This window comes from Vibrio floridensis (assembly GCF_021852965.1).
GTDB lineage: Bacteria > Pseudomonadota > Gammaproteobacteria > Enterobacterales > Vibrionaceae > Vibrio > Vibrio floridensis.
On the sequence record NZ_JAKGCY010000009.1, the window covers coordinates 58,705 to 81,562 of the forward strand.

31 protein-coding genes are annotated in these 22,858 nt (G+C 44.1%); 9 read left to right on the forward strand and 22 right to left on the reverse strand.

Going from position 1 to position 22,858, the window contains the following annotated elements:
* Window positions 1-9 precede the first annotated feature (9 nt).
* The 7 genes from LZU85_RS14120 to LZU85_RS14145 form a co-directional block, all read right to left on the reverse strand.
* Window positions 10-840, reverse strand: a complete 831-nt coding sequence (locus LZU85_RS14120) for a major capsid protein P2 (RefSeq protein ID WP_237287340.1) — start codon at window positions 838-840, stop codon at window positions 10-12.
* 12 nt (window positions 841-852) lie between these two features.
* A complete protein-coding gene (locus LZU85_RS20910) occupies window positions 853-981 on the reverse strand; it encodes a hypothetical protein (RefSeq protein ID WP_039452211.1) in 129 nt (42 codons plus the stop codon).
* Window positions 982-1,118: 137 nt separating this feature from the next.
* Window positions 1,119-1,889: a hypothetical protein gene (locus LZU85_RS14125; RefSeq protein WP_237287341.1), complete on the reverse strand. Its 771-nt coding sequence runs from the start codon at window positions 1,887-1,889 to the stop codon at window positions 1,119-1,121.
* Entirely contained in the window at window positions 1,852-2,331 is a 480-nt protein-coding gene (locus LZU85_RS14130) for a hypothetical protein (RefSeq protein WP_039452206.1), read from the reverse strand. The genes LZU85_RS14125 and LZU85_RS14130 overlap by 38 nt, the downstream gene beginning before the upstream one ends.
* Complete coding sequence (locus LZU85_RS14135; protein ID WP_237287342.1) at window positions 2,318-2,869, reverse strand: hypothetical protein; 552 nt, start codon at window positions 2,867-2,869, stop codon at window positions 2,318-2,320. Before LZU85_RS14135 ends, LZU85_RS14130 begins: the two co-directional genes overlap by 14 nt.
* Window positions 2,862-3,182 (reverse strand): hypothetical protein, encoded by a 321-nt coding sequence (locus LZU85_RS14140; protein WP_237287343.1) that lies wholly within the window; start codon window positions 3,180-3,182, stop codon window positions 2,862-2,864. Before LZU85_RS14140 ends, LZU85_RS14135 begins: the two co-directional genes overlap by 8 nt.
* 42 nt (window positions 3,183-3,224) lie before the next feature.
* Complete coding sequence (locus LZU85_RS14145) at window positions 3,225-3,449, reverse strand: hypothetical protein (RefSeq protein WP_237287344.1); 225 nt, start codon at window positions 3,447-3,449, stop codon at window positions 3,225-3,227.
* A 214-nt stretch (window positions 3,450-3,663) separates the two neighbouring features.
* On the opposite strand from LZU85_RS14145, the gene LZU85_RS14150 reads away from it, so the two are divergent.
* Window positions 3,664-4,410: a hypothetical protein gene (locus LZU85_RS14150; RefSeq protein ID WP_237287345.1), complete on the forward strand. Its 747-nt coding sequence runs from the start codon at window positions 3,664-3,666 to the stop codon at window positions 4,408-4,410.
* Between the two features lie 611 nt (window positions 4,411-5,021).
* Here the strand turns inward: LZU85_RS14150 and LZU85_RS14155 are convergent.
* Window positions 5,022-5,642, reverse strand: a complete 621-nt coding sequence (locus tag LZU85_RS14155) for a hypothetical protein (RefSeq protein WP_237287346.1) — start codon at window positions 5,640-5,642, stop codon at window positions 5,022-5,024.
* Between the two features lie 6 nt (window positions 5,643-5,648).
* Window positions 5,649-5,954, reverse strand: a complete 306-nt coding sequence (locus tag LZU85_RS14160; protein ID WP_237287347.1) for a hypothetical protein — start codon at window positions 5,952-5,954, stop codon at window positions 5,649-5,651.
* Between the two features lie 239 nt (window positions 5,955-6,193).
* Between LZU85_RS14160 and LZU85_RS14165 the strand changes: the two genes are divergently transcribed.
* Window positions 6,194-6,466, forward strand: coding sequence for a hypothetical protein (locus LZU85_RS14165; protein WP_237287354.1), 273 nt, complete (start codon window positions 6,194-6,196; stop codon window positions 6,464-6,466).
* A gap of 498 nt (window positions 6,467-6,964) precedes the next feature.
* Here the strand turns inward: LZU85_RS14165 and LZU85_RS14170 are convergent, their stop codons facing one another.
* The 5 genes from LZU85_RS14170 to LZU85_RS14190 all read right to left on the reverse strand — a co-directional run bounded on the left by LZU85_RS14170 (window position 6,965) and on the right by LZU85_RS14190 (window position 9,846).
* Window positions 6,965-7,180, reverse strand: a complete 216-nt coding sequence (locus tag LZU85_RS14170) for a DUF8087 domain-containing protein (protein ID WP_080527277.1) — start codon at window positions 7,178-7,180, stop codon at window positions 6,965-6,967.
* A 67-nt stretch (window positions 7,181-7,247) separates the two neighbouring features.
* Entirely contained in the window at window positions 7,248-7,898 is a 651-nt protein-coding gene (locus LZU85_RS14175; RefSeq protein ID WP_017789048.1) for a hypothetical protein, read from the reverse strand.
* 113 nt (window positions 7,899-8,011) lie between these two features.
* Window positions 8,012-8,359: a DUF1293 family protein gene (locus LZU85_RS14180; protein WP_017789047.1), complete on the reverse strand. Its 348-nt coding sequence runs from the start codon at window positions 8,357-8,359 to the stop codon at window positions 8,012-8,014.
* A 3-nt stretch (window positions 8,360-8,362) separates the two neighbouring features.
* Window positions 8,363-9,658 (reverse strand): replication initiation factor domain-containing protein, encoded by a 1,296-nt coding sequence (locus LZU85_RS14185; protein ID WP_182291602.1) that lies wholly within the window; start codon window positions 9,656-9,658, stop codon window positions 8,363-8,365.
* On the reverse strand, window positions 9,655-9,846 hold the full coding sequence (locus LZU85_RS14190) for a hypothetical protein (protein WP_011152123.1): 192 nt from the start codon (window positions 9,844-9,846) through the stop codon (window positions 9,655-9,657). Before LZU85_RS14190 ends, LZU85_RS14185 begins: the two co-directional genes overlap by 4 nt.
* Before the next feature lie 108 nt (window positions 9,847-9,954).
* On the opposite strand from LZU85_RS14190, the gene LZU85_RS14195 reads away from it, so the two are divergent.
* Window positions 9,955-10,467, forward strand: coding sequence for a helix-turn-helix transcriptional regulator (locus tag LZU85_RS14195; RefSeq protein WP_053543213.1), 513 nt, complete (start codon window positions 9,955-9,957; stop codon window positions 10,465-10,467).
* A gap of 859 nt (window positions 10,468-11,326) precedes the next feature.
* Here LZU85_RS14195 and LZU85_RS14200 read toward each other — a convergent pair.
* From LZU85_RS14200 to LZU85_RS14220, 5 genes are all read right to left on the reverse strand, one after another.
* Window positions 11,327-11,542: a DUF8087 domain-containing protein gene (locus tag LZU85_RS14200; protein WP_080527277.1), complete on the reverse strand. Its 216-nt coding sequence runs from the start codon at window positions 11,540-11,542 to the stop codon at window positions 11,327-11,329.
* 67 nt (window positions 11,543-11,609) lie between these two features.
* Window positions 11,610-12,260 carry a hypothetical protein gene (locus LZU85_RS14205; RefSeq protein ID WP_017789048.1) on the reverse strand — a complete coding sequence of 217 codons (651 nt, stop codon included), beginning with the start codon at window positions 12,258-12,260 and terminating at the stop codon, window positions 11,610-11,612.
* A 113-nt stretch (window positions 12,261-12,373) separates the two neighbouring features.
* Window positions 12,374-12,721: a DUF1293 family protein gene (locus tag LZU85_RS14210; protein WP_017789047.1), complete on the reverse strand. Its 348-nt coding sequence runs from the start codon at window positions 12,719-12,721 to the stop codon at window positions 12,374-12,376.
* A gap of 3 nt (window positions 12,722-12,724) precedes the next feature.
* Window positions 12,725-14,020: a replication initiation factor domain-containing protein gene (locus LZU85_RS14215; protein ID WP_182291602.1), complete on the reverse strand. Its 1,296-nt coding sequence runs from the start codon at window positions 14,018-14,020 to the stop codon at window positions 12,725-12,727.
* Window positions 14,017-14,208, reverse strand: coding sequence for a hypothetical protein (locus tag LZU85_RS14220; RefSeq protein WP_011152123.1), 192 nt, complete (start codon window positions 14,206-14,208; stop codon window positions 14,017-14,019). The genes LZU85_RS14215 and LZU85_RS14220 overlap by 4 nt, the downstream gene beginning before the upstream one ends.
* Before the next feature lie 108 nt (window positions 14,209-14,316).
* On the opposite strand from LZU85_RS14220, the gene LZU85_RS14225 reads away from it, so the two are divergent.
* On the forward strand, window positions 14,317-14,829 hold the full coding sequence (locus LZU85_RS14225) for a helix-turn-helix transcriptional regulator (RefSeq protein ID WP_053543213.1): 513 nt from the start codon (window positions 14,317-14,319) through the stop codon (window positions 14,827-14,829).
* Between the two features lie 604 nt (window positions 14,830-15,433).
* Here the strand turns inward: LZU85_RS14225 and LZU85_RS14230 are convergent.
* The 3 genes from LZU85_RS14230 to LZU85_RS14240 all read right to left on the reverse strand — a co-directional run bounded on the left by LZU85_RS14230 (window position 15,434) and on the right by LZU85_RS14240 (window position 18,816).
* Window positions 15,434-17,146 (reverse strand): ATP-binding protein, encoded by a 1,713-nt coding sequence (locus tag LZU85_RS14230; protein WP_419795973.1) that lies wholly within the window; start codon window positions 17,144-17,146, stop codon window positions 15,434-15,436.
* Window positions 17,133-18,347 (reverse strand): FIST signal transduction protein, encoded by a 1,215-nt coding sequence (locus tag LZU85_RS14235; RefSeq protein ID WP_237287358.1) that lies wholly within the window; start codon window positions 18,345-18,347, stop codon window positions 17,133-17,135. The genes LZU85_RS14230 and LZU85_RS14235 overlap by 14 nt, the downstream gene beginning before the upstream one ends.
* Window positions 18,348-18,462: 115 nt before the next feature.
* Complete coding sequence (locus LZU85_RS14240) at window positions 18,463-18,816, reverse strand: hypothetical protein (RefSeq protein WP_237287360.1); 354 nt, start codon at window positions 18,814-18,816, stop codon at window positions 18,463-18,465.
* A gap of 256 nt (window positions 18,817-19,072) precedes the next feature.
* Here LZU85_RS14240 and ccoN point away from each other — a divergent pair, with 256 nt between their 5' ends.
* The 5 genes from ccoN to LZU85_RS14265 all read left to right on the forward strand — a co-directional run bounded on the left by ccoN (window position 19,073) and on the right by LZU85_RS14265 (window position 22,858).
* Window positions 19,073-20,500 carry a cytochrome-c oxidase, cbb3-type subunit I gene (gene ccoN / locus LZU85_RS14245; protein ID WP_176298804.1) on the forward strand — a complete coding sequence of 476 codons (1,428 nt, stop codon included), beginning with the start codon at window positions 19,073-19,075 and terminating at the stop codon, window positions 20,498-20,500.
* A gap of 13 nt (window positions 20,501-20,513) precedes the next feature.
* Entirely contained in the window at window positions 20,514-21,134 is a 621-nt protein-coding gene (gene ccoO / locus LZU85_RS14250; protein WP_176298803.1) for a cytochrome-c oxidase, cbb3-type subunit II, read from the forward strand.
* Window positions 21,135-21,144: 10 nt separating this feature from the next.
* Window positions 21,145-21,318, forward strand: coding sequence for a cbb3-type cytochrome oxidase subunit 3 (locus LZU85_RS14255; protein WP_176298802.1), 174 nt, complete (start codon window positions 21,145-21,147; stop codon window positions 21,316-21,318).
* Complete coding sequence (ccoP, locus tag LZU85_RS14260) at window positions 21,318-22,295, forward strand: cytochrome-c oxidase, cbb3-type subunit III (RefSeq protein WP_176298801.1); 978 nt, start codon at window positions 21,318-21,320, stop codon at window positions 22,293-22,295. Before LZU85_RS14255 ends, ccoP begins: the two co-directional genes overlap by 1 nt.
* Window positions 22,296-22,381: 86 nt before the next feature.
* Complete coding sequence (locus tag LZU85_RS14265; RefSeq protein WP_237287361.1) at window positions 22,382-22,858, forward strand: FixH family protein; 477 nt, start codon at window positions 22,382-22,384, stop codon at window positions 22,856-22,858.

Here is a 22,858-nt window from a genome sequence, read left to right on the forward strand (position 1 = left end):
GCAACCCCCTTACTTTGTGGTTTGAGGGATAGCGACTTGCTCGATAGCTTCAACAATCACCGGAACGCTACCCGGTGCGCTTTTCTCCACTTCAAACTGAAGTGATCGCGTTGCGTAGGTACTGAGTTTGCCTTCGGCACCGAAACCAGTACGCACGAAATCAAGCGAGAACCAGCCCACGTTTTGCTCGAGTTCCGCATCGGCCAAATCAAACGCGTTATCCGCTTTGTTGACGTTCATTTCTTCGCGGTCATCGCGCAGAACGCGAATGCGGTTGATTGAATCATCTTTGAAATGGATACGTTTGATGTGCAGATATGGCGAACGCTCCGCCCAATCAAACGGGGTGCGGCCTTCGGCACTGGCGAACCAAGTTAGCGAGTAGATACGCGGCATAAAGACGCGCTGTGATTGCGCTTCGGTGATGTGAGCACGTGCGCGAATGCTTGGTGCTGCTACGCCCGTTTTCGCTTTGAGTTGGATGTACACGAACCAAATTTCACCCGGTAGTGTGACCAGCTCACCCTGGCGAACGCCCATTTTTGTGCGCATCAGCAAGTCACAGAACGCAATCATATAGCGCCCCGGTTGCACGTACTTCTTGCGGTGCTCGCGCAAATCAACGATGTCTTGACCGGAGAGAGAAACGATCTCTTTGCCGTTGTGCGTAATGCGCACACGCTCAATGTCTGCCGGGTTAGTGATGTCAGTCACTAGCTCGATGCTTTGATAAGTGGGACCCGCGACTAAGCGCAATGTGGCTTGATTGCCCCATGCCGTACCTTCAACTGGATCAAGCTCTTTAGGGCGAGGGTTAAACAAGGTTTCTAGTAATTCCATGTAGTAGCCCCCTTAGAACCAGCCAGAATTGCCATTAAGCTGCTTTTTAAGCGGCTCAAGCGGTGCAACGTTGTTGATAATGGCGATGATTACCAACGCAGCCACCACCGTTAACAGCATGGTTTTGTGTTCTTTTTTCATAGTTTGCCTTTCAATGTGTGGAACGAATAAAAATTGCCCAGCTATAAAAAGCGAAAATGAACGGGTAGGGAATGCGGAGTAACCTATAGGTTAAGCGCGTAACCTATAGGTTGAATTGTGAAAGAAATCACATTTAATTAGCGGTAGGAAAGCGCCACTTTCAACCCAGTAGCACAGTTGAACGCTTGCTTTGAGACGTTGCCGATACCATCTTTGACCAACAAAAATTCAGCAATCGGTTTGCCGATACGCTCTTTGTTCACTTTGGCCGAAATCAGCGTTTCTATCTCTCTGACGTTCAAGCCTTTTTTGTCTGCCAAGTATCGAGCATCGGCGACCGAGTTAACCGCGCCAATCCACCATGTAGACGATTGGTCAGTGACAGTTTTCGGCACTTCTTGCCCTTTTTGAAACACGCTATGACAGACAAGCCCAAACTGACGACCGCCGCGCCACAACTCGCCAGCTTTACCGAGTAATTTACCGGAGCTTTCGACACAGCTTGCGAGTTCTTCAATGACGACATGCAGCTTAGGTGCTTGACCGTTGCCCATAGACCAAACCACAGACGAAAAGAACTCTAGTTCATCGGCACACGCGCCAAACTCTGGCACATAAGCGAGCTTGAACGATTGGCCGCGCTTACGCGCCATTAACAGCGATTTGAGAAACGCAAGGCGTGAGCTTGTGCCATGGCATTGTTGGCCTTGGAACTTTTGCCCGGCGTAGTTGCGGTAAGGGTCAAAGAACACCGCTTGCGAGGCTTTCGGCACATAACCCAAGTGCTTAACGGCGGAGGTTTTCCCTCCGCCAGTCCCCGCCACGTAGATAATATGTTCCGCATCGAGCGAGGGGTTTGAGTTGACCGGGTTAGGCAGCTTGAGAGGCGGCTTTTTGACTTTCGGCATTCGCGGCATCCTGTTGTAGCTTCAAGATTTTCAGTTGCGTGACGTGGCGCTTTGATGTGTAGACAAGGGCGAGAACGGCAAGCAATAGCGTTGCTTCTTCGATGTAGTTACCAAAGAGGCCAAGCAACTGACTACCATGCTTATTGATAACCGGAATCGCCGCCTTAATCACTTCCGCCTTGCCTTTTTCATCAAAGGCGAAGTCAATCCCCGATATGATCGAGGTTGCTTGCTCAGACACGGTAAACACCACATTGAGCAGCCCTTCAAATGCTTCACTATTGACGCTTTCGCTCGCGTCAACGCTGGCCGATTCGGTTGCATTGGCTTCGCTTTTTTCGTGTGTTTCTAGCTGTGAAATGACGGTACTAAAATCGCCCCAATCATCGTTCGCCGCAGCCCCGGGAAAGTTAATCTCTTGTTCACCTTCAAACGTTTGCATTCGGTTGCGCCTCCGGTTGTTTAACAGGAACGAGTTTGCTCACCATCCAAGCGACAAACACCAACACGCCAAGCAAGGCGAGCACACGTTTGACGGTGAACAGTGGCAACAGTTCAACGGGGGCGTTAACCGAGTTTTCAACCGTTGCAATCGCGTTGGAAGCCGCATCATTGCTGCTGTCGTCACCTTCATCAGCTAACAGCAATTCAACCGAATCAGCGTTGATTGCCTCCGGTTGCGCGTTGTTTTCTAGCGGTGTAGGGGCGTCGGTTACTTCGGTTGAGACAGCGGTTAAAAGGGCGTTAAGCTGACTTTCATCGCTCACCATGTTTGCGACAATGTAGCTATCAATGGTTTTGCTCATGGCGCTATTACCGCAATTTGGGCAGCGGTAGTAATGCAAGCCGAGGTTGCGCCCGTTCTTTGTCGGTTCACCTTCGGCAATCAGTTTGCCTTCGCCTACACGATGAACGGTTGAAGGGGTAGCGCAAACTGGGCAGCGTACATGGCCTCTAACCGGGTTGGGGTGCTTACTCATGCTCACCCCCGTTGATGTCTTGGACTTCACGCAGTTCGGCGAGGTTTGCCATTACTTGCTCACGGTATTTGCTTCGCGCTACGTTGTTGAGCTTTGCCAATTGCTCCAATTGGGCAAAGAAATTAGACGGTAAGCCCAAGGCCTCCGGTGACAAGTTGCCACCAAACAGGGCTTTTGTTGCTTTAGCCATGACATCTTTCATGTCCATCGCTTTAAAGCGTTCAATTTCTGCAGTGACGTTGTTAGTGAGTTGATCAGCGGCATCGAGCGCAGCCAAATCGCGCTCACATTCATTGATAGAGAGTTGTTTCATTTTTCCAGCCTCCCGGCGGTAGTTGACGTTTTGGTTGACGTTTTAGTTGACGTTTTCAGTGCGCTCTGAGTAAGTAGCATCGTTAGCGGCTTCAAATTGAGTTAAACGGGCGAGAACAGAAGTATTGAGCGCCGTTTGTTCCGCGCATAGCTGACCGCCAATGCGAACAAAGCTGAATAATTCTTGCGGTGGAGAGTCGGGCGGAGGCAAAGCCTGACGATAGAGCACCAACTTTGCCATTTGTTGCGAGTAATTTTGTAAAGCCATGCTTATTTCCTAACTGACGTTGAAGAAACAAGCCGTGAAGTGGTTACGAATCCATCACAGTTATCTTATAGCCTCTGCCTTTAAATGCAATCTATTACATACTTTCCACGAATCGAATCGCAAACTCATCAGCTACTCATCCACGCTTTGACATTTCCAGCGATAATATGCGCCGTCTTTCAGACATTACGTAATGATTAAAAAGGAATTTCCCATGAAAAAAACGTTATTAGCGTTGGCAACGACCGCGCTGTTAATGGGGTGTGGTGGCGGTAGCAGCTCAGATGCATCACCGCAAGGCACAACCGATAAACAAGCGACCACCTATCAAAAAGACGGTATCTACATCAATGATACCGATCTCGTTGTGATGTTAGTCGATAGTGATATGCCGTTGGCCTCGGTCATCATTGGTGACTATGTGAACAATGAAATCCTTATCAACGATACGCACACAATCAACGGCAACACGATGACCACCAAAGGGTTAAACGTGGTATCAGACACAATTAACTTTTACAGCCAAGATGTAGAAGCAACACTCACGTTCAATGAAACAGGGGTAACTGCCAATACCGTCTTAGAGGGAACGAACCTGATTTATTCGTTTGACCGTACAGGCGACAGCCTATCATTGACGGATTTGGCCGGATATCATCATAATCCAGATGACGGCTCGAATTGGATATTCGCAGTAGACGGTACTTTTACCGTCAATGGTTCATGTATCTTTAGTGGAACACTGACACGTGTAGACGGTTACTACAGCGCGACCAACGTCACCGCAGCAAACTGTGCGGATCCTATTTTTAATGGTGTGGACTACGAAGCGAGACTCGTCACCGTGAAACAAGACGGGAAATTCCACATTCTCGCGGTAATGGCCAACGAAGAAAACGTTCTTTGGGGTAGTGCCTATGTATATGATCAAAATACTTGTGGCGAATTACTACGTTGTTAAGCGTTAATGAATAGAACAGCACATCACTAACAAAACCACCTTCGGGTGGTTTTTTGCTACCACAGAAAAACGGCATATGCCGTTTTCAAGGACGTTTTGAATGACATTATTTTTCAATACCGCCACCACGCTCAAATTCGACCCCTTACCTTGCTAGGCCATCGCGAAGCGATAGAAACGGCCGACACATCAAAAGCGAATGCGAAAGCCCTTAGACGTCAGTTGCAGTGGTGCAGCCCCTAAGTGCGCATGTCGCTTGCGACATAGAAGCACGCTTCACTTATCCCCGTGTTTACACGGGTTAAAGAACAATATTTTTATTATTTTTGTTACGATCATTGTTCTAGTCGAAGACTATGATGACTAATTGAAGGGTGTAACAACTCGTAGCAACAACTAGGAGTAGTTAGTTATCACAAATCACAGGGTTATGCACAACCCCAACCAATGAGCGAGCAAAAAGCACTCAAATCAATGTCAAAGCGGTGTGGATAACTTAGAAATGACATACCAAATAGGCTGAGTATGTCAAAAAATGACATACTTGGAGAGCTCGACAAGCTGTATGCAACGCAGAAAACCCCAGCTAAGGGGCATGAATCAGAGCAAATCTAAATGGGTATAGGGGCGTTCTGTGGGGCGTTTTGCGCTGCTTCTTTGCGGCGGCGGCGAAGTAGGGTGACTGGCGTTTGAATGTACTTAATCGGTCGCTCTAAGCGCCTTGCGATCGATTTTAACCACTCTTTAGCGGCTATTTTGGCTTTATAATATTCTTCCTCGAACTTAATCCCGAGGTCAGAGAAATAGCGTACTTCGACACGTTTGATAGACGCAAGGCCGCGCCACTTCTCGATGTTGTCTTTCCCGGTGAAAGACTCACGCGGCTGTTTAGACGTGATCCAGCCTTTCAGGAACGCAAATTTCGCGCACTGCTTAATGCGCCACAACGGTAAATCACACTTCTCGGCAATGTAAGCCCACGAACGCAGCGCAAAGCCGTGTTTAGTTGCTTTGCCTATTTTGCGCGAGTGTAGACACATTTCCTCAACGAGAACCGTCATTAGCTTTATAATGTCGATAGCGAAAGATTTACGGATGCCGCGCCCGTTGGACGTTAGGAACGCGACAGAGCTAGAAGGGCATTGAGCGATTTTCTCCAACGCAGCACGATGAAAAGCCGCGAACGGGCGGTCTTTTCTTCGTTTGTTGTATTGGATGTGCTCGTTAGTCATGATTAACTACGCCGCCTTTGACTCATATTGAAGTAAATCAAGGGCGATATTTGCATCAAGAAACCATTGATCGATTTCATTAACAGAGAAAAACGTATAGCAATAGTTGTCGTCACAAGGTGCATAACGTTCGTTATTGATAAACCAATGTACAGAGAAGCTAAGGCTACCGCTTTCATAGCTCATTAGCTCACAGGAGATAGTAATTTCTTTTTTGATTCCGATCTCTGCTACACGCATAAGCATTTTTGCGCTGTGAGCTTGGAAAGTGATGAGTTGTTCGGGTGTCGTGTCAGGTTTCGTGGTTTGCATGGTTAATGTCCTTGTTTATCTATTCAAATCCCCGTCCAAATCTGCCGCATCTATCAAGTGTTGGGGTGCCCTTAGTACCGTCAACGTGTTCGACTCACTCAGATAGCTAAGGGCAATTTTGATAGATGTCGGAACCATCACGGCTTGGACGAACACATTTAAGATCATTTCTAAATGTGTGTCGACTGGTTGCTATACAGTGTACACAGTGGTCTATACTAGGATTTGGAGGGAAATTTATGATAACAACGCTTGATTTGCTCAACCGATTACGTATTGAAAAACAATTACTTAGTGATAGGCATGTAGCAAGATTTTTAGACATTAACCATTCTACGGTCAATAAATGGCGAAATGGCGGCACAATGAGTGATGAAATGGCTTGTGAAATCGCTGAAATGCTAGGTTTAGATGTTGATTTGGTACTGTTGGCTATCATCGCTGAACGCTCCAAAAACGGACGCGCCATTGGTGCTTTAGAACGTTTAACTGAACACCAAAAGATAGCATGATTATGACAGGCAAAAAGTAAAGGTAACATATTGATTTCGATGAATTAGTTACCTTTCTTTTTTGTCTATCTCAGTGCGCATTATGTATATTATGTTAAATGAGTGGCAACGCTACGCTCATGAAGTTTCGATACTCGCCCCTTTACTTTTATTTTCGGTGTTAAGTATGCAATTAAACATAAGTGCTATTTACCATAAAATACCTAATACTCAGTTTTTGATTTCTCGAAATTCATAAAATGAGTATTAGCGTTGAATGCTGTAACAACAATCAAAAGCATTGCTCGACACTCGCAACGCTTAGCGCGGAAAGAATGGAAGTGTTCCAGTAGGATAAAACGCCACTGGCGCGGAAAGGCTCTGGAAGGCTGGCTTAGCAGGACGAAGGGGTTTTTGTCGTTTCAGGAACGGGAGCAACGGGCGCAAGCGCCCTGCTTTTCGGGCAGATTAGCGAAGGCACTCCCCAAAACCATGAGGAGTGCCCTTATCCCTGCGGGGCTATGCCTGAGGGCTCAAATGAAAACGGTTAACCATTTCAAGCCACTCATTCGATGTAAGGAGATCTCCCGCTGCAAACGGGTCGTCTTTACTCTCTGTATCAATAATTTCTACGGTATAAAATCCATCTGTAGCCTCTGATACATGCTCTATATAAAAGCTCATGCCATCAGGAGATAACCAAGTTGAGCCCTCTAATGGTTTGTTTTTAATCATAATTCAAGTCCATAAACGAAAGGAGTACATAGTATCATTTAAAATGACACAGTATATGCAAGACATGTCACACCGCCTTGTATCCATGCAATAACGCATTCGCAGTCACACCGTCACGACGACCAAAATGCCTATCGAGAGCCAAACACAACTCATCTAAATGAAAAGCTGACATAGGCTTTGAGGGGCGATATTTATCGTAAAGAATGACAACAGAATCTTCTATCCGGTCTTTGGATGTTGGCGATTTACGTTCAAGAATCGAGAGTCGTTTAGCCATATCATAAGGCAATAACTTTCGATAAATAGGCGGATTGTATTGGTCTCTTGTTGGAATTTTGAGGTTTAACAACCTTGCGTAATAAACAATAGCACTACGACTACGATTGAGCTTTTTAGCGCATCCCTCAGTCCCCAGAAGCCAGTAATTTTTAATGAGGAAAAGCTCTTGCTCAGCCGATAACGCCTTACAGCGAACAAGATTCAACTGTTTGATTTTAGAGTTAATAGCAGTAACAGTTCGATTGAGAATTAAAGACATCTCTTTAAAAGGAGTGCCCTTTCTGTACAAGGTTTTTAACTGACTTATCTCGTCATCAGTCCAGTAGCGAATTGTGTTAGGTTTTAACGGTTCCTCTGTCATTACTGGACGTTTAATCAGTAAGTCAGAAAAAGAACACTCCAAGTCAACATGCGATGAGAGTAATGAGCTTTCCATGATAGCCCCCTAGCCTAATTTTTGGGTAAAAGAAGCCTTAGCTCCCCCAATAAAAATAAGCCGTATACAAGGAAGCTAGAGCGATTAAGTTAATGATTTCTTGATACAAAATGCTATTTCAATGACGCTTGAAAATGCTTTTTGATTTCTTCGTCAACAGGAATGAGCTCTGTAACAATGGCCCCTGCTAATGGGTCATCTTGATTGAGTTCGAGCACCAACTCATATTCACGACGTGGCACTAAAGCCCCCGACTTTTCAAGCTTCAAAGCATAATCGTGGTCAATCATCAAAGGCGTATCCCACTTAGAGTTAACATCCCCAGACTCTCCAATGGTTCGACGTTTAAAGTTATCTGAATTCACAGGCTTTAAAGGACGCGAGATATTCAGTTGGGCCATTTCGCCACGAGACGGGTTCCACATGATATCGATACCAAGAACAAACACAGGCTTAGCCATACGTTACTCCAAAATTACATTCATTAGACGTTGATGACTGGACGGGAACGTAAACGAGGTTCCATCCCTCACCAGTGAACTGACTACCTTTTCTAGGTCGCCATTATGAAACTCAACAAGAGCGTTGAGCGTTTTGCCGTACTGTCGTTTCATCCAGTAGGCAGCGGAAACCAAATCAAGAGCAACACGCTTCTTAGACTTAGATTTACGATTGGTTTTTACAGGCGTAATGTCATCAGAGATAAGCGAAGATGAGTAAGCGCAAAGCCCCTTGAAAGCCGCCAAAGGATTCAATATGACGTCCACATCCCACTTTTTAAGCTCAACCTCCGAGCGATACCAGACAAAGTCCTCCGCCTCGATGTTGCGCTCCAGTTTCTTGTTGTAGATACGCCAATAGACATTAGATTGACGAGAGCCGACATTGCACTGCTCTTTAGTAAAGACTTTCTCACCTGTATCTGAGTTAAAGTAATACTCATCATTGCGACCAATTTTAGGCGAACGCCCACGAACAGCGGTGCGAAAGCCGTTATCCCAAGCCGCACGCTCAGCCGCGTCACAGGTATGAACACCATCAAAATCATCAAAAGCGAGGTCAACACGTGCCAAGTGTTTCACACCTAGAACCGTATTTAGCCAGTGGTGAACATAACGGCAGGAGCGAGAGAGAAACAGATGCTTGCAACCATGGCCATTAATTTGAAAGTGAATGGTGTCATTGTTGCCGCCTACCCCGACTTGACCACAATAATCATCCCCATCAGCAGAAGTGAGAATGAAAGAATCATCATAGAACTGAAAGCCTTTGCCGCGAGGTGCGCTGTAGTTAAAGCCAAGAACATGAGTAATGAACCGTCTAACCGTCTCTTGAAGATATTCCATGTAAGCATCGCGGTAATAGCGGCTATAGGCTTCAATCTCTTGCGTGGTTTTTGCGTTATGAGACTCAAAGACGGGCGCACTAGGAAAGTGAATGCCAGAATAGGGAGACTCTTTTTTGCAATGGCGGAAATCATTGATTTTAACAGTGAAAGTAAGGTAATCGATAACAACTAAGCTCTGTTCATAATCCTCAACATCGCGGAACTGCTCAACATGATGAGGAACAAACTCAGGTCTTAACCCTGCTTTTTTGGGTCTAAAGATGTAATCAGATGAGAGCTTATGAGCGAATTTCCATCCGGTATCGGTTGTGGTTGCTTGCTGCCAAATAACACCACTACCACACTCAGGACAACAACACGTCACCAATGAATGGTAAACAGCGCCGCATTCCATGCATAGACGGTTATTCATACATAACCCTCCATGATAGCCATGCGCTCAGCCTTGGTTGTATCCGTGATATCAACCAACTCATAGTCGATGAATTCACTATCACACCACTGAACAAGACTGCCATACGAACGGAACAAGTCCCACTCACCGCATACGTAAACGGATACGGTGTGGTCAGGCATCATGTCGTAGAAAATCTTGTTCATGGCAAACCCTGTCAAGTGTATTTTTAGATACTTTAAACTATGATAATGGACATGTAAACTCAAAGTGCTAAAAATGGCATGTACAATAAAACAAAAGGATAGCTAGAGATGAAAATAATGCTTCAAGATGTATTAAAAGAGATGCGTGAGCGTAAAGGACTCAAGCAAAGTGAAGTCGCGGATTACGTAGGTGTAACGGCACAAACGTATATGAAATGGGAAAATGGAAAAAACGAACCAAAAGCGAGTGATATAAAGAAGTTAGCTGAAATACTTAGCGTGAGTGAAAGTGAGATATGCCGAGGTAGAAAGTTCGATACCAACATCAATGAACTCCAGTTTATGAAGAAAACTGCCAGTATCATGAGAGAAATAGATGAAGTGACTTTCACTTCCATTCTATTAGAGTTCATACAAGACAAAGAAAAGTTCATTAAAAGACTTGATGCAGAAAAGCCCACAAATGAGGAGCTGTTAGAGAGATTCCTAGCAGAAAGAGAAAAGGCAGAAGCAATGATGGAACATTATCAAGAATATGGAGAAGAGATAGCAGCTGAAGAAAAAGCCAAAAGAGAGCAAGATATTTTTGAACATGAAGAAATGATCAAGAACGCGGAATAACTCGCTATCGCTCAAACACTGGCGCACTTCGTTTGCGGATACAAAAAGAGGTGAACGTCAGAAGTTTGGTGGAATTTACCCCCGTAGTACAGGACGGGGGTTCAAGCCCTCCCTCATCGTCGCCGCTCAGTCTTCGCTACTCCTCATCGGTCAGGCATAATCAAAAAACTTAGTCATTGCATAACTCGACAATATCACGCTATGTATCCCCCACAGGCTGCGCCTGTAGAGGATACACAGCAGATATCGTCTTCAAAAAGCACATGAAAGAAGTTTATTGATTGCATTTTGAGATCGAGGCAAGTAAAGCCGGTTGATAATTTGATAGCAAATTAAAGGGAATTAAAAATTACCAGGGGAAAAGTTGATAGCAATTTAAATCTGCAAAATGCGTATTAGGCACATTATGTTACGGGCTATCACCTGAAAAATGATTCTCGCTCCTAGCATGTACGAAGCAAGCTCCGACAATGAGCAAGGTACTCATCCACATTTTTTATCGGCTCAGTTCGTCAGTGCTGGCGCAATGGTACTGACGAAAGACCGCTCAACATAATGCAGCTCCTAATACTCAGTTTTTGATTTCTCGAAATTCATAAAATGAGTATTAGCGTTGAATGCTGTAACAACAATCAAAAGCATTGCTCGACACTCGCAACGCTTAGCGCGGAAAGAATGGAAGTGTTCCAGTAGGATAAAACGCCACTGGCGCGGAAAGGCTCTGGAAGGCTGGCTTAGCAGGACGAAGGGGTTTTTGTCGTTTCAGGAACGGGAGCAACGGGCGCAAGCGCCCTGCTTTTCGGGCAGATTAGCGAAGGCACTCCCCAAAACCATGAGGAGTGCCCTTATCCCTGCGGGGCTATGCCTGAGGGCTCAAATGAAAACGGTTAACCATTTCAAGCCACTCATTCGATGTAAGGAGATCTCCCGCTGCAAACGGGTCGTCTTTACTCTCTGTATCAATAATTTCTACGGTATAAAATCCATCTGTAGCCTCTGATACATGCTCTATATAAAAGCTCATGCCATCAGGAGATAACCAAGTTGAGCCCTCTAATGGTTTGTTTTTAATCATAATTCAAGTCCATAAACGAAAGGAGTACATAGTATCATTTAAAATGACACAGTATATGCAAGACATGTCACACCGCCTTGTATCCATGCAATAACGCATTCGCAGTCACACCGTCACGACGACCAAAATGCCTATCGAGAGCCAAACACAACTCATCTAAATGAAAAGCTGACATAGGCTTTGAGGGGCGATATTTATCGTAAAGAATGACAACAGAATCTTCTATCCGGTCTTTGGATGTTGGCGATTTACGTTCAAGAATCGAGAGTCGTTTAGCCATATCATAAGGCAATAACTTTCGATAAATAGGCGGATTGTATTGGTCTCTTGTTGGAATTTTGAGGTTTAACAACCTTGCGTAATAAACAATAGCACTACGACTACGATTGAGCTTTTTAGCGCATCCCTCAGTCCCCAGAAGCCAGTAATTTTTAATGAGGAAAAGCTCTTGCTCAGCCGATAACGCCTTACAGCGAACAAGATTCAACTGTTTGATTTTAGAGTTAATAGCAGTAACAGTTCGATTGAGAATTAAAGACATCTCTTTAAAAGGAGTGCCCTTTCTGTACAAGGTTTTTAACTGACTTATCTCGTCATCAGTCCAGTAGCGAATTGTGTTAGGTTTTAACGGTTCCTCTGTCATTACTGGACGTTTAATCAGTAAGTCAGAAAAAGAACACTCCAAGTCAACATGCGATGAGAGTAATGAGCTTTCCATGATAGCCCCCTAGCCTAATTTTTGGGTAAAAGAAGCCTTAGCTCCCCCAATAAAAATAAGCCGTATACAAGGAAGCTAGAGCGATTAAGTTAATGATTTCTTGATACAAAATGCTATTTCAATGACGCTTGAAAATGCTTTTTGATTTCTTCGTCAACAGGAATGAGCTCTGTAACAATGGCCCCTGCTAATGGGTCATCTTGATTGAGTTCGAGCACCAACTCATATTCACGACGTGGCACTAAAGCCCCCGACTTTTCAAGCTTCAAAGCATAATCGTGGTCAATCATCAAAGGCGTATCCCACTTAGAGTTAACATCCCCAGACTCTCCAATGGTTCGACGTTTAAAGTTATCTGAATTCACAGGCTTTAAAGGACGCGAGATATTCAGTTGGGCCATTTCGCCACGAGACGGGTTCCACATGATATCGATACCAAGAACAAACACAGGCTTAGCCATACGTTACTCCAAAATTACATTCATTAGACGTTGATGACTGGACGGGAACGTAAACGAGGTTCCATCCCTCACCAGTGAACTGACTACCTTTTCTAGGTCGCCATTATGAAACTCAACAAGAGCGTTGAGCGTTTTGCCGTACTGTCGTTTCATCCAGTAGGCAGCGGAAACCAAATCAAGAGCAACACGCTTCTTAGACTTAGATTTACGATTGGTTTTTACAGGCGTAATGTCATCAGAGATAAGCGAAGATGAGTAAGCGCAAAGCCCCTTGAAAGCCGCCAAAGGATTCAATATGACGTCCACATCCCACTTTTTAAGCTCAACCTCCGAGCGATACCAGACAAAGTCCTCCGCCTCGATGTTGCGCTCCAGTTTCTTGTTGTAGATACGCCAATAGACATTAGATTGACGAGAGCCGACATTGCACTGCTCTTTAGTAAAGACTTTCTCACCTGTATCTGAGTTAAAGTAATACTCATCATTGCGACCAATTTTAGGCGAACGCCCACGAACAGCGGTGCGAAAGCCGTTATCCCAAGCCGCACGCTCAGCCGCGTCACAGGTATGAACACCATCAAAATCATCAAAAGCGAGGTCAACACGTGCCAAGTGTTTCACACCTAGAACCGTATTTAGCCAGTGGTGAACATAACGGCAGGAGCGAGAGAGAAACAGATGCTTGCAACCATGGCCATTAATTTGAAAGTGAATGGTGTCATTGTTGCCGCCTACCCCGACTTGACCACAATAATCATCCCCATCAGCAGAAGTGAGAATGAAAGAATCATCATAGAACTGAAAGCCTTTGCCGCGAGGTGCGCTGTAGTTAAAGCCAAGAACATGAGTAATGAACCGTCTAACCGTCTCTTGAAGATATTCCATGTAAGCATCGCGGTAATAGCGGCTATAGGCTTCAATCTCTTGCGTGGTTTTTGCGTTATGAGACTCAAAGACGGGCGCACTAGGAAAGTGAATGCCAGAATAGGGAGACTCTTTTTTGCAATGGCGGAAATCATTGATTTTAACAGTGAAAGTAAGGTAATCGATAACAACTAAGCTCTGTTCATAATCCTCAACATCGCGGAACTGCTCAACATGATGAGGAACAAACTCAGGTCTTAACCCTGCTTTTTTGGGTCTAAAGATGTAATCAGATGAGAGCTTATGAGCGAATTTCCATCCGGTATCGGTTGTGGTTGCTTGCTGCCAAATAACACCACTACCACACTCAGGACAACAACACGTCACCAATGAATGGTAAACAGCGCCGCATTCCATGCATAGACGGTTATTCATACATAACCCTCCATGATAGCCATGCGCTCAGCCTTGGTTGTATCCGTGATATCAACCAACTCATAGTCGATGAATTCACTATCACACCACTGAACAAGACTGCCATACGAACGGAACAAGTCCCACTCACCGCATACGTAAACGGATACGGTGTGGTCAGGCATCATGTCGTAGAAAATCTTGTTCATGGCAAACCCTGTCAAGTGTATTTTTAGATACTTTAAACTATGATAATGGACATGTAAACTCAAAGTGCTAAAAATGGCATGTACAATAAAACAAAAGGATAGCTAGAGATGAAAATAATGCTTCAAGATGTATTAAAAGAGATGCGTGAGCGTAAAGGACTCAAGCAAAGTGAAGTCGCGGATTACGTAGGTGTAACGGCACAAACGTATATGAAATGGGAAAATGGAAAAAACGAACCAAAAGCGAGTGATATAAAGAAGTTAGCTGAAATACTTAGCGTGAGTGAAAGTGAGATATGCCGAGGTAGAAAGTTCGATACCAACATCAATGAACTCCAGTTTATGAAGAAAACTGCCAGTATCATGAGAGAAATAGATGAAGTGACTTTCACTTCCATTCTATTAGAGTTCATACAAGACAAAGAAAAGTTCATTAAAAGACTTGATGCAGAAAAGCCCACAAATGAGGAGCTGTTAGAGAGATTCCTAGCAGAAAGAGAAAAGGCAGAAGCAATGATGGAACATTATCAAGAATATGGAGAAGAGATAGCAGCTGAAGAAAAAGCCAAAAGAGAGCAAGATATTTTTGAACATGAAGAAATGATCAAGAACGCGGAATAACTCGCTATCGCTCAAACACTGGCGCACTTCGTTTGCGGATACAAAAAGAGGTGAACGCCAGAAGTTTGGTGGAATTTACCCCCGTAGTACAGGACGGGGGTTCAAGCCCTCCCTCATCGTCGCCGCTCAGTCTTCGCTACTCCTCATCGGTCAGGCATAATCAAAAAACTTAGTCATTGCATAACTCGACAATATCACGCTATGTATCCCCCACAGGCTGCGCCTGTAGAGGATACACAGCAGATATCGTCTTCAAAAAGCACATGAAAGAAGTTTATTGATTGCATTTTGAGATCGAGGCAAGTAAAGCCGGTTGATAATTTGATAGCAAATTAAAGGGAATTAAAAATTACCAGGGGAAAAGTTGATAGCAATTTAAATCTGCAAAATGCGTATTAGGCACATTATGTTACGGGCTATCACCTGAAAAATGATTCTCGCTCCTAGCATGTACGAAGCAAGCTCCGACAATGAGCAAGGTACTCATCCACATTTTTTATCGGCTCAGTTCGTCAGTGCTGGCGCAATGGTACTGACGAAAGACCGCTCAACATAATGCAGCTCCTAATATAGAACATTATAATCAAAGATTTAAGGTTCTATATTAGTAGACCATTAAAGCTTCTATCGCATTTGCTAACTCTTGTTTCCGAACCGGTTTGGCGACAAAATTATCCATACCCACGCTCAAGCACTTCTGCTTGTCGCTAGCCAGTGCGTGTGCGGTTAACGCAATGATGGGTACTTCGAACCCGTTTTTTCTCAGGATTTTTGTTGCGGTCAAGCCATCCATTATTGGCATTGAAACATCCATAAAGACAACGTCGAGTGTTTCGGTGTTCGATTCGATAAATTCGATCGCTTCACTGCCGTTATTGGCAATAAAAACGTTGTGACCAAGTTTGTTTAAAAGCAACTGGATAACCATCTGATTTGATTGTGTATCTTCAACCACGAGGACATTCAGTGCGCAACTTTGTTTTCGTACATCTGAAATCAGGCTACGTCGGATCAGTTTTCTGCTTTTTACTGGAATTTGTACCGTGAATGTCGAACCTCTACCATAGACGCTCGATACGTAGACTTGGCCTCTCATTAACTCGACAAGATGCTTTGTGATGGCCAAACCGAGGCCAGTTCCCCCAAATTTTCGCGTAATGGAACTGTCCGCTTGCTTAAACGCGGTAAATAAAGATGGTAGCTTATCTTTTTCGATTCCAATACCGGTGTCTTTTACCTGAATGTTTAAGTTGTCGCTTTCAAGTTCAACGAGTACATGAATGGTGCCTTTCTGTGTAAACTTGATGGCGTTGCCTACAAGGTTAAATAATACTTGCGACAGGCGGCTTGGATCGAGCCAATAGTGGCGGTTGGAGTCTAGACAAATGTCTAGATCAAGCTTTAGCCCTTTTGAAAGTGCGGAGTGCTGTTGCTGTGAAATTACAAAAGATACAGTGTCACTTATGTTAATCCATTGCTCTGATAGGGAGAACTCGCCTGATTCAATCCTTGAAAGATCAAGAATATCGCTGATAATGGTTAGTAATAACTCAGCAGAGTTTTCCATTTGAGAGAGCATATTATTGTGCCCAAACGACAGCTCTGATTGCTTAAGTACGTCTAACATTCCAAGTACTGAGTTCAGTGGCGTCCTTAACTCGTGACTCATCATAGCAAGAAACTCGGATTTCGCTCGGTTCGCTCTTTCAGACTCCTCTCTCGCTAACGCGAGCTCTCGCGTTCTTAATTCGACGATACGTTGTAACTTTTCTTTATTTTCAATGTCAATAACGGCACGTTCAATAAGGGGAAGAAAGCGTTTTAACGTTTCCTTTGATTCAATACTAAACTGCCCTTTTTTACTGCCGATCAATAAGATAACTGATTGAGTGACTTGTGCGTTTATACCGGTCAGTAAGACTGAGTTGATATGGCTTTTGACGAAACTGTTGAGTTTTTCAAACTCAGTCAATGCAATTGGTTCAAAGAGTAATATACATTCACCATTGAGTACCCTATTGAACTTGGTTCCGTCACTCCATTCGGTGTCATTGAAAACCTGATTTGTGGTGAGCAGTGTTTTAAAATTTTCCTGACGACTGTGCCGTGTAATCACGACAAAATCATCAAAATCAATGTACTTATTGAGAACGCGATGAAGGCCTAAAAATATTTCATGTGTATTTTTTGCTTCACTCATTGCAGAAATTGCGCTGAGGATCGCGCTGTTCTCTCCAGCTAAGCGTTTCTCAATTTCTCGGCTTTTTTTTAGCTCCACCAATGCGTCGTGTAGAGCCTCTTTTTCAAACGTTGTCATATGATTTATCACCAACAGGCGAATGAAAGATTGCGGACGAAATCATCAGATTACCATGTCCATTCTCCCCTCCAACAAACCTACCCTGCTCTCCGAATGTGAAAGGACAAATGAACGGCCGGTCATCGAGTTCTTCCATCAGTTGATTAAGTACTCTGTCTATGTCTTGCTGTAGATGAATCATGGGACCTGCACAAAAGATGTTTATAACCCCAATTTTTTGTGAGTCTTCAAGCTTTTGCCAAAAGGCAGCATTGATCACTTTGGCTGCACGGCTGATAAGTTGATCTTTACAGCCTTGCATTAAGAAAATTTGTTCACCTTCTTCAATACTTGAAAAGAGTTCAATGCCTTGACTCTCGGTCTCTCTAACTGGGTGAGACAGAATAAAATATGGGTAGTCATACAGCTGTCCGGCGATTCTTCCTAGAGGATACGCTGTTGCGATATCGAAAATTAGCTGATTCCTTTCACTTTCATCAAGATGGATTTTAGTCCAATCTCGATAGACTTGACTCGCTGGTAGGTTGTCAATTTCTAGAATCTCTCGTCCTCTAACTTTGGTTACCGTACCTGTTAATTCAGTCGGTGTATGGCCAGCGCTGAAGGCGGTGAAAATTGACTGAGACGAAAAAAAGACGGTTAAGCTAACCCCTTGTTTAGAAGTTCCCTGGTTGGTAAAAATTGACCAGTTCGCTTCTACTTGGTTATCTGCAGCACTTCCACCGATAATAGGAACTAACGTACCAAATTTTTCATCAATTGCTTTGATGATAGACTCTTCGTGCCCCGGAGTGGCGTGCAACAAGATGAGACTTGGTACTTCACCGATTCTATCTGCGTTTTTAAGTGCCATGTTTAGCGTATAAAACATGGTTGCGGTGATGTCGCATTCTGCTGTGTTGATATGGGATATTCCCGTTCCGTATGCATTGCTGCCACTATCGTAGATTGCGAATACACCGATAACTGGCCCACTATGGTAGCCCTTATCGGTCATAATTGCTCGGCAGGAGCTGGAGCCATGAATGGGGATGCCTGGAAAATGCGTTTGGAACGATTCTCTAAGCCGCTCACAAGAATACTCTTCAGTGTAATAACAAATGAGCATCGCTAAGTGCTCATGAACAATTTGCTCTTTGAGTTCTATAACGGCTAAATTTTCGTGAGTTATGTGGCTAAATACTGATTGACAAAGCATCGTGAGTTATAGGTTTTTGCAACTAAGACTACTTTATACCAATAGTCAGGCTAGTCGATAATGTTTTGGTTCTAAAAATCGTCATATTGCGGAAACAACGTGTACTAAGTCATATTTATAGAATAATGATGGCAACAAGTTCATTTTTCTTATTAAAGATCCTAATGTTTTGTTCCAACTCCTTCATGTCGGTAATGGTTAAATTCGAAACGAATTTTAATGTAACGTCTTGATCTAGATCAATTTTGAAAGTGTCCATTTTATCGGTTTGGATCTGTATTTGCCCGTTAATGCGGTAAAAAGTAATTTTCTCACCTTCAAGTGTTAACTCACATCGAGATTTTTGTGAACAGTCAATGGTTTTTACTGGCTGATAACTCAATGATCTCCATATAAACGCGGCAACTAATATCGTTAGCATGATTATTATTTGTGCAAGCCTCGCCTTTGTTAACTTTTGTGCCGGCATTTTTTCAGTTTTCCTTGTTACAAACTTCAAAGTTTTAAAATAAAAGATGATTTCCAGAGCTTCTGTAAGGTTACTACTCTGTCATTGAATTGTTAATTCAAGTATAGTGTGCCACTGAAAATGCCACTTTTTATTAAAGTCGGCAAGAGTAATAACGTGATGATATCACAGTATTTCTTGAGTTGATTTGGGTGGCATTACGACGCAAGTCGTGTTGGAAGTAAAGTGTAGTTAATTAGAAATTGGAAGCATGCAAATGAGCCAAGAAAAGCAGCTTGAACAAAACTACAACTATACAGTCGTTCGTCAGTTTACCCTTGTGACCATTTTATGGGGTATTGTCGGTATGGCTGTTGGTGTTTTGATTGCCGCTCAATTAGTATGGCCACAGCTCAACTTTGATACGCCGTGGTTGACGTACAGTCGTTTACGTCCCCTGCATACTAACGCGGTTATTTTCGCGTTTGGTACCAGTGCCCTGTTCGCAACGTCTTACTACGTTGTACAGCGTACTTGTCAAACTCGTCTATTTGGTGGTCCTCTCGTCGCCTTCACCTTCTGGGGTTGGCAAGCAATTATTCTCGCCGCTGCAATCACCCTACCTCTAGGTTTTACCTCTGGTAAGGAGTATGCAGAGTTAGAATGGCCTATCGATATTGCAATCGCGGTTGTGTGGGTTTCATATGCGGTTGTGTTCTTTGGAACTTTGGTTAAACGTAACACGTCCCACATCTATGTGGCGAACTGGTTCTTCGGTGCCTTCATCATTACGGTGGCTGTTTTACATATTGTAAACAGCATGGCTATCCCGGTATCGCTAGGTAAATCTTACTCAATTTACTCTGGCGCTGTTGATGCGATGGTTCAATGGTGGTATGGCCACAATGCGGTAGGTTTCCTTCTAACAGCGGGTTTCTTGGGTATGATGTATTATTTCGTACCGAAACAAGCTGAGCGCCCTGTTTATTCATACCGCTTATCGATCGTTCACTTCTGGGCACTAGTGTCTCTGTATATCTGGGCTGGTCCTCACCACCTACACTACACGGCGCTTCCAGATTGGACTCAGTCTCTAGGCATGGTGATGTCTTTGGTTCTGTTCGCTCCATCATGGGGCGGTATGATCAACGGTATTATGACTCTATCCGGTGCTTGGCATAAGCTTCGCTACGACCCTATCCTGCGTTTCTTGATCGTTTCACTTTCGTTCTACGGCATGTCGACTTTCGAAGGCCCTATGATGTCGATTAAGACAGTAAACGCATTGTCACACTATACAGACTGGACCGTAGGTCACGTTCACTCTGGTGCGTTGGGTTGGGTTGCAATGGTGTCAATTGGTTCGGTTTACCACTTGATCCCTCGCCTATTTAACCAAGAGCGCATGTACTCAGTAAGCCTAATCAATGTTCACTTCTGGTTGGCGACTATTGGTACAGTACTGTACATCGTTGCAATGTGGATCTCTGGTGTAATGCAGGGTCTGATGTGGCGTGCAGTTAACTCAGACGGTACGCTAACTTACAGTTTCGTAGAGTCTGTTGAAGCATCTTATCCATTCTATTTTGTTCGTTTCTTAGGTGGTTTTATCTTCCTATCGGGTATGTTCTTAATGGCATACAACACGTACAAAACAGTAACAGCACCTAAGCAAAGCTTGAAAGCTATTGCTCAACCGGCATAAGGAGATTTAAAGAATGAGTTCTAATTCTAATAATCGCCACGAAATCATTGAACGCAATGTCGGTTTGTTGGCTATCTTAATCGTTTTTGCAATCAGTTGGGGTGCTCTCGTAGAAATCACACCACTGATTTTCCAAAAGCAAACAACAGAGCCGGTAGAAAATTTACGTGCTTACTCTGCGTTGGAAATGGAAGGTCGCGATATTTACATTCGTGAAGGCTGCAACGTTTGTCACAGCCAAATGATCCGCCCTTTCCGCTCGGAAACAGAACGTTATGGTCATTACTCAGTCGCTGGTGAAAGCGTTTGGGAACATCCTTTCCTTTGGGGTTCTAAGCGTACTGGTCCTGATTTGGCACGTGTTGGTGGTCGTTACTCAGATGAGTGGCATCGCGTTCACTTGTTAGACCCTCGTGAGCTAGTACCAGAATCAAATATGCCTGGTTTCCCATGGCTTGCTGAAAATGTACTTGATGGCAAATTGACCCAGAAGAAGTTGGAAGTGTTCCGTAATCAGTTCGGTGTTCCATACACGGATGAACAGATTGCTAATGCGGCCAAAGATGTAGAAGGAAAGACAGAGATGGACGCCATCATCGCTTACCTTCAATCTCTCGGTCATGCGATGAAATAAGGGGGCAATGATGGATTTCGGTACAATTCACAGTGTTTATACCGTTGTACTTTTCGCCAGTTTTATAGGCATTGTAGCTTGGGCTTACAGCAAAAAACGCAAAGCGAGTTTTGACGAAGCGGCTAACCTTGTTTTTGCTGACGAAGAGAAATCTAGCCCAACTAAACAAGGAGTGACGAAGTAATGACTACATTCTGGAGTCTCTGGATTATTGTGATTACTGTCGGTACGCTTGTTGGCTGTGCTGTACTTCTTTACTGGTGCGCTAAAGATAAAATGGGCGTCGAAGAAGGTGCAGACATGGGCCACGAGTACGACGGTATTCGCGAGTTAAATAACCCACTACCGAAATGGTGGACTTACTTGTTCGTAGGTACATTTATTTTTGCAGCGGTATACCTAACCCTTTTCCCTGGTTTGGGTAACTTTAAGGGAGTTTTGGGCTGGCAGAGTTCTGCTCAAACAGTTCGTACAGTTGAGGAGTCTAAGCTGGCAGTTGCTAATGCTCAATCGAACAAGCAACTGAACCAATACGCCAAAGAGTTGGATGATGCGGATGCCTACTTTGGTGAAGCGTTCCGTCGTTTAGCGTTTGACGAAAATGGCCTCCGTCCTATTCCAGCGATCGCAACAGATGATGAAGCGATCAAAGTTGGTCAACGACTGTTTTTACAGAACTGTTCGCAGTGTCATGGTTCTGACGCTCGTGGTCTGAAAGGTTTCCCTAACCTAACAGATACAGCCTGGCTCTACGGCGGTGAGCCGCAAGCTATCGTAACGACAATCATGCATGGCCGTATCGGTCAGATGCCTGCGTGGAAAGATGCACTTGGCGAACAAGGTGTTCAAGAAGTGGTGAGTTATACGCTAAGCCTTTCTGGTCGTAAAGTGAACGCACGTGAAGCTGAAGCTGGCAAAGCCCGTTTCGTTGTTTGTGCAGCATGTCACGGCACTGATGGTAAGGGTAACCCTGCTGTTGGTGCGCCAGATTTAACCGACAATGATTGGTTGTTTGGTGATTCTCGTGCGGATGTCACTGAAACAGTAATGAACGGCCGTTCTGGTGTGATGCCAGCCTGGAAAGATATTCTAGGAGAAGACAAAGTTCAACTCGTTGCCGCTTATGTTTGGAGTCTAAGCAACAGCGAGAATAATAAGTAACATTTCAATAACAGCCCCTTTTTAAGGGGCTGTCTTTCCTTTAAATTAAAGCCCTTATCTTTCATTTAGTTGTTGAGAACTTTTTTATGGTAAAGCCTTGGTATAAACAGTTTTGGCCGTGGTTTCTGATCATTTTGCCACTGACAGTGGTAGTGTGGACGGTCGTAACAGTGGTGATATTTTCACAAAACTCAGTCTCTCTCGTTGCTGAGGATTACTATAAAAAAGGAAAAGGGATCAACATCGATATTAGCAAGCTTAATGTTGCGAAGGAACTAGGCCTAAATGCCGCCGTCTCTTCAGATAACAATGTCATTATTATTGAGTTCAACAAAGGTGCACTGCCTCATTTTCCCGCGTTGACGGCGACATTTACGCATCGCACACTGCCCGACCGAGATTTTACACAGTTACTCACGGCGGATGCCAAAGGTGTCTATCGTTTATCACCAGAGCACCAAATGGAAGGCCCTTGGTTTATTGAACTGCAACCACATGATCAAAAATGGCTAGTTCAAGGCCGTGTGACTTTCCCTTCTTCTGCAACTGTTTTGATGAACTAA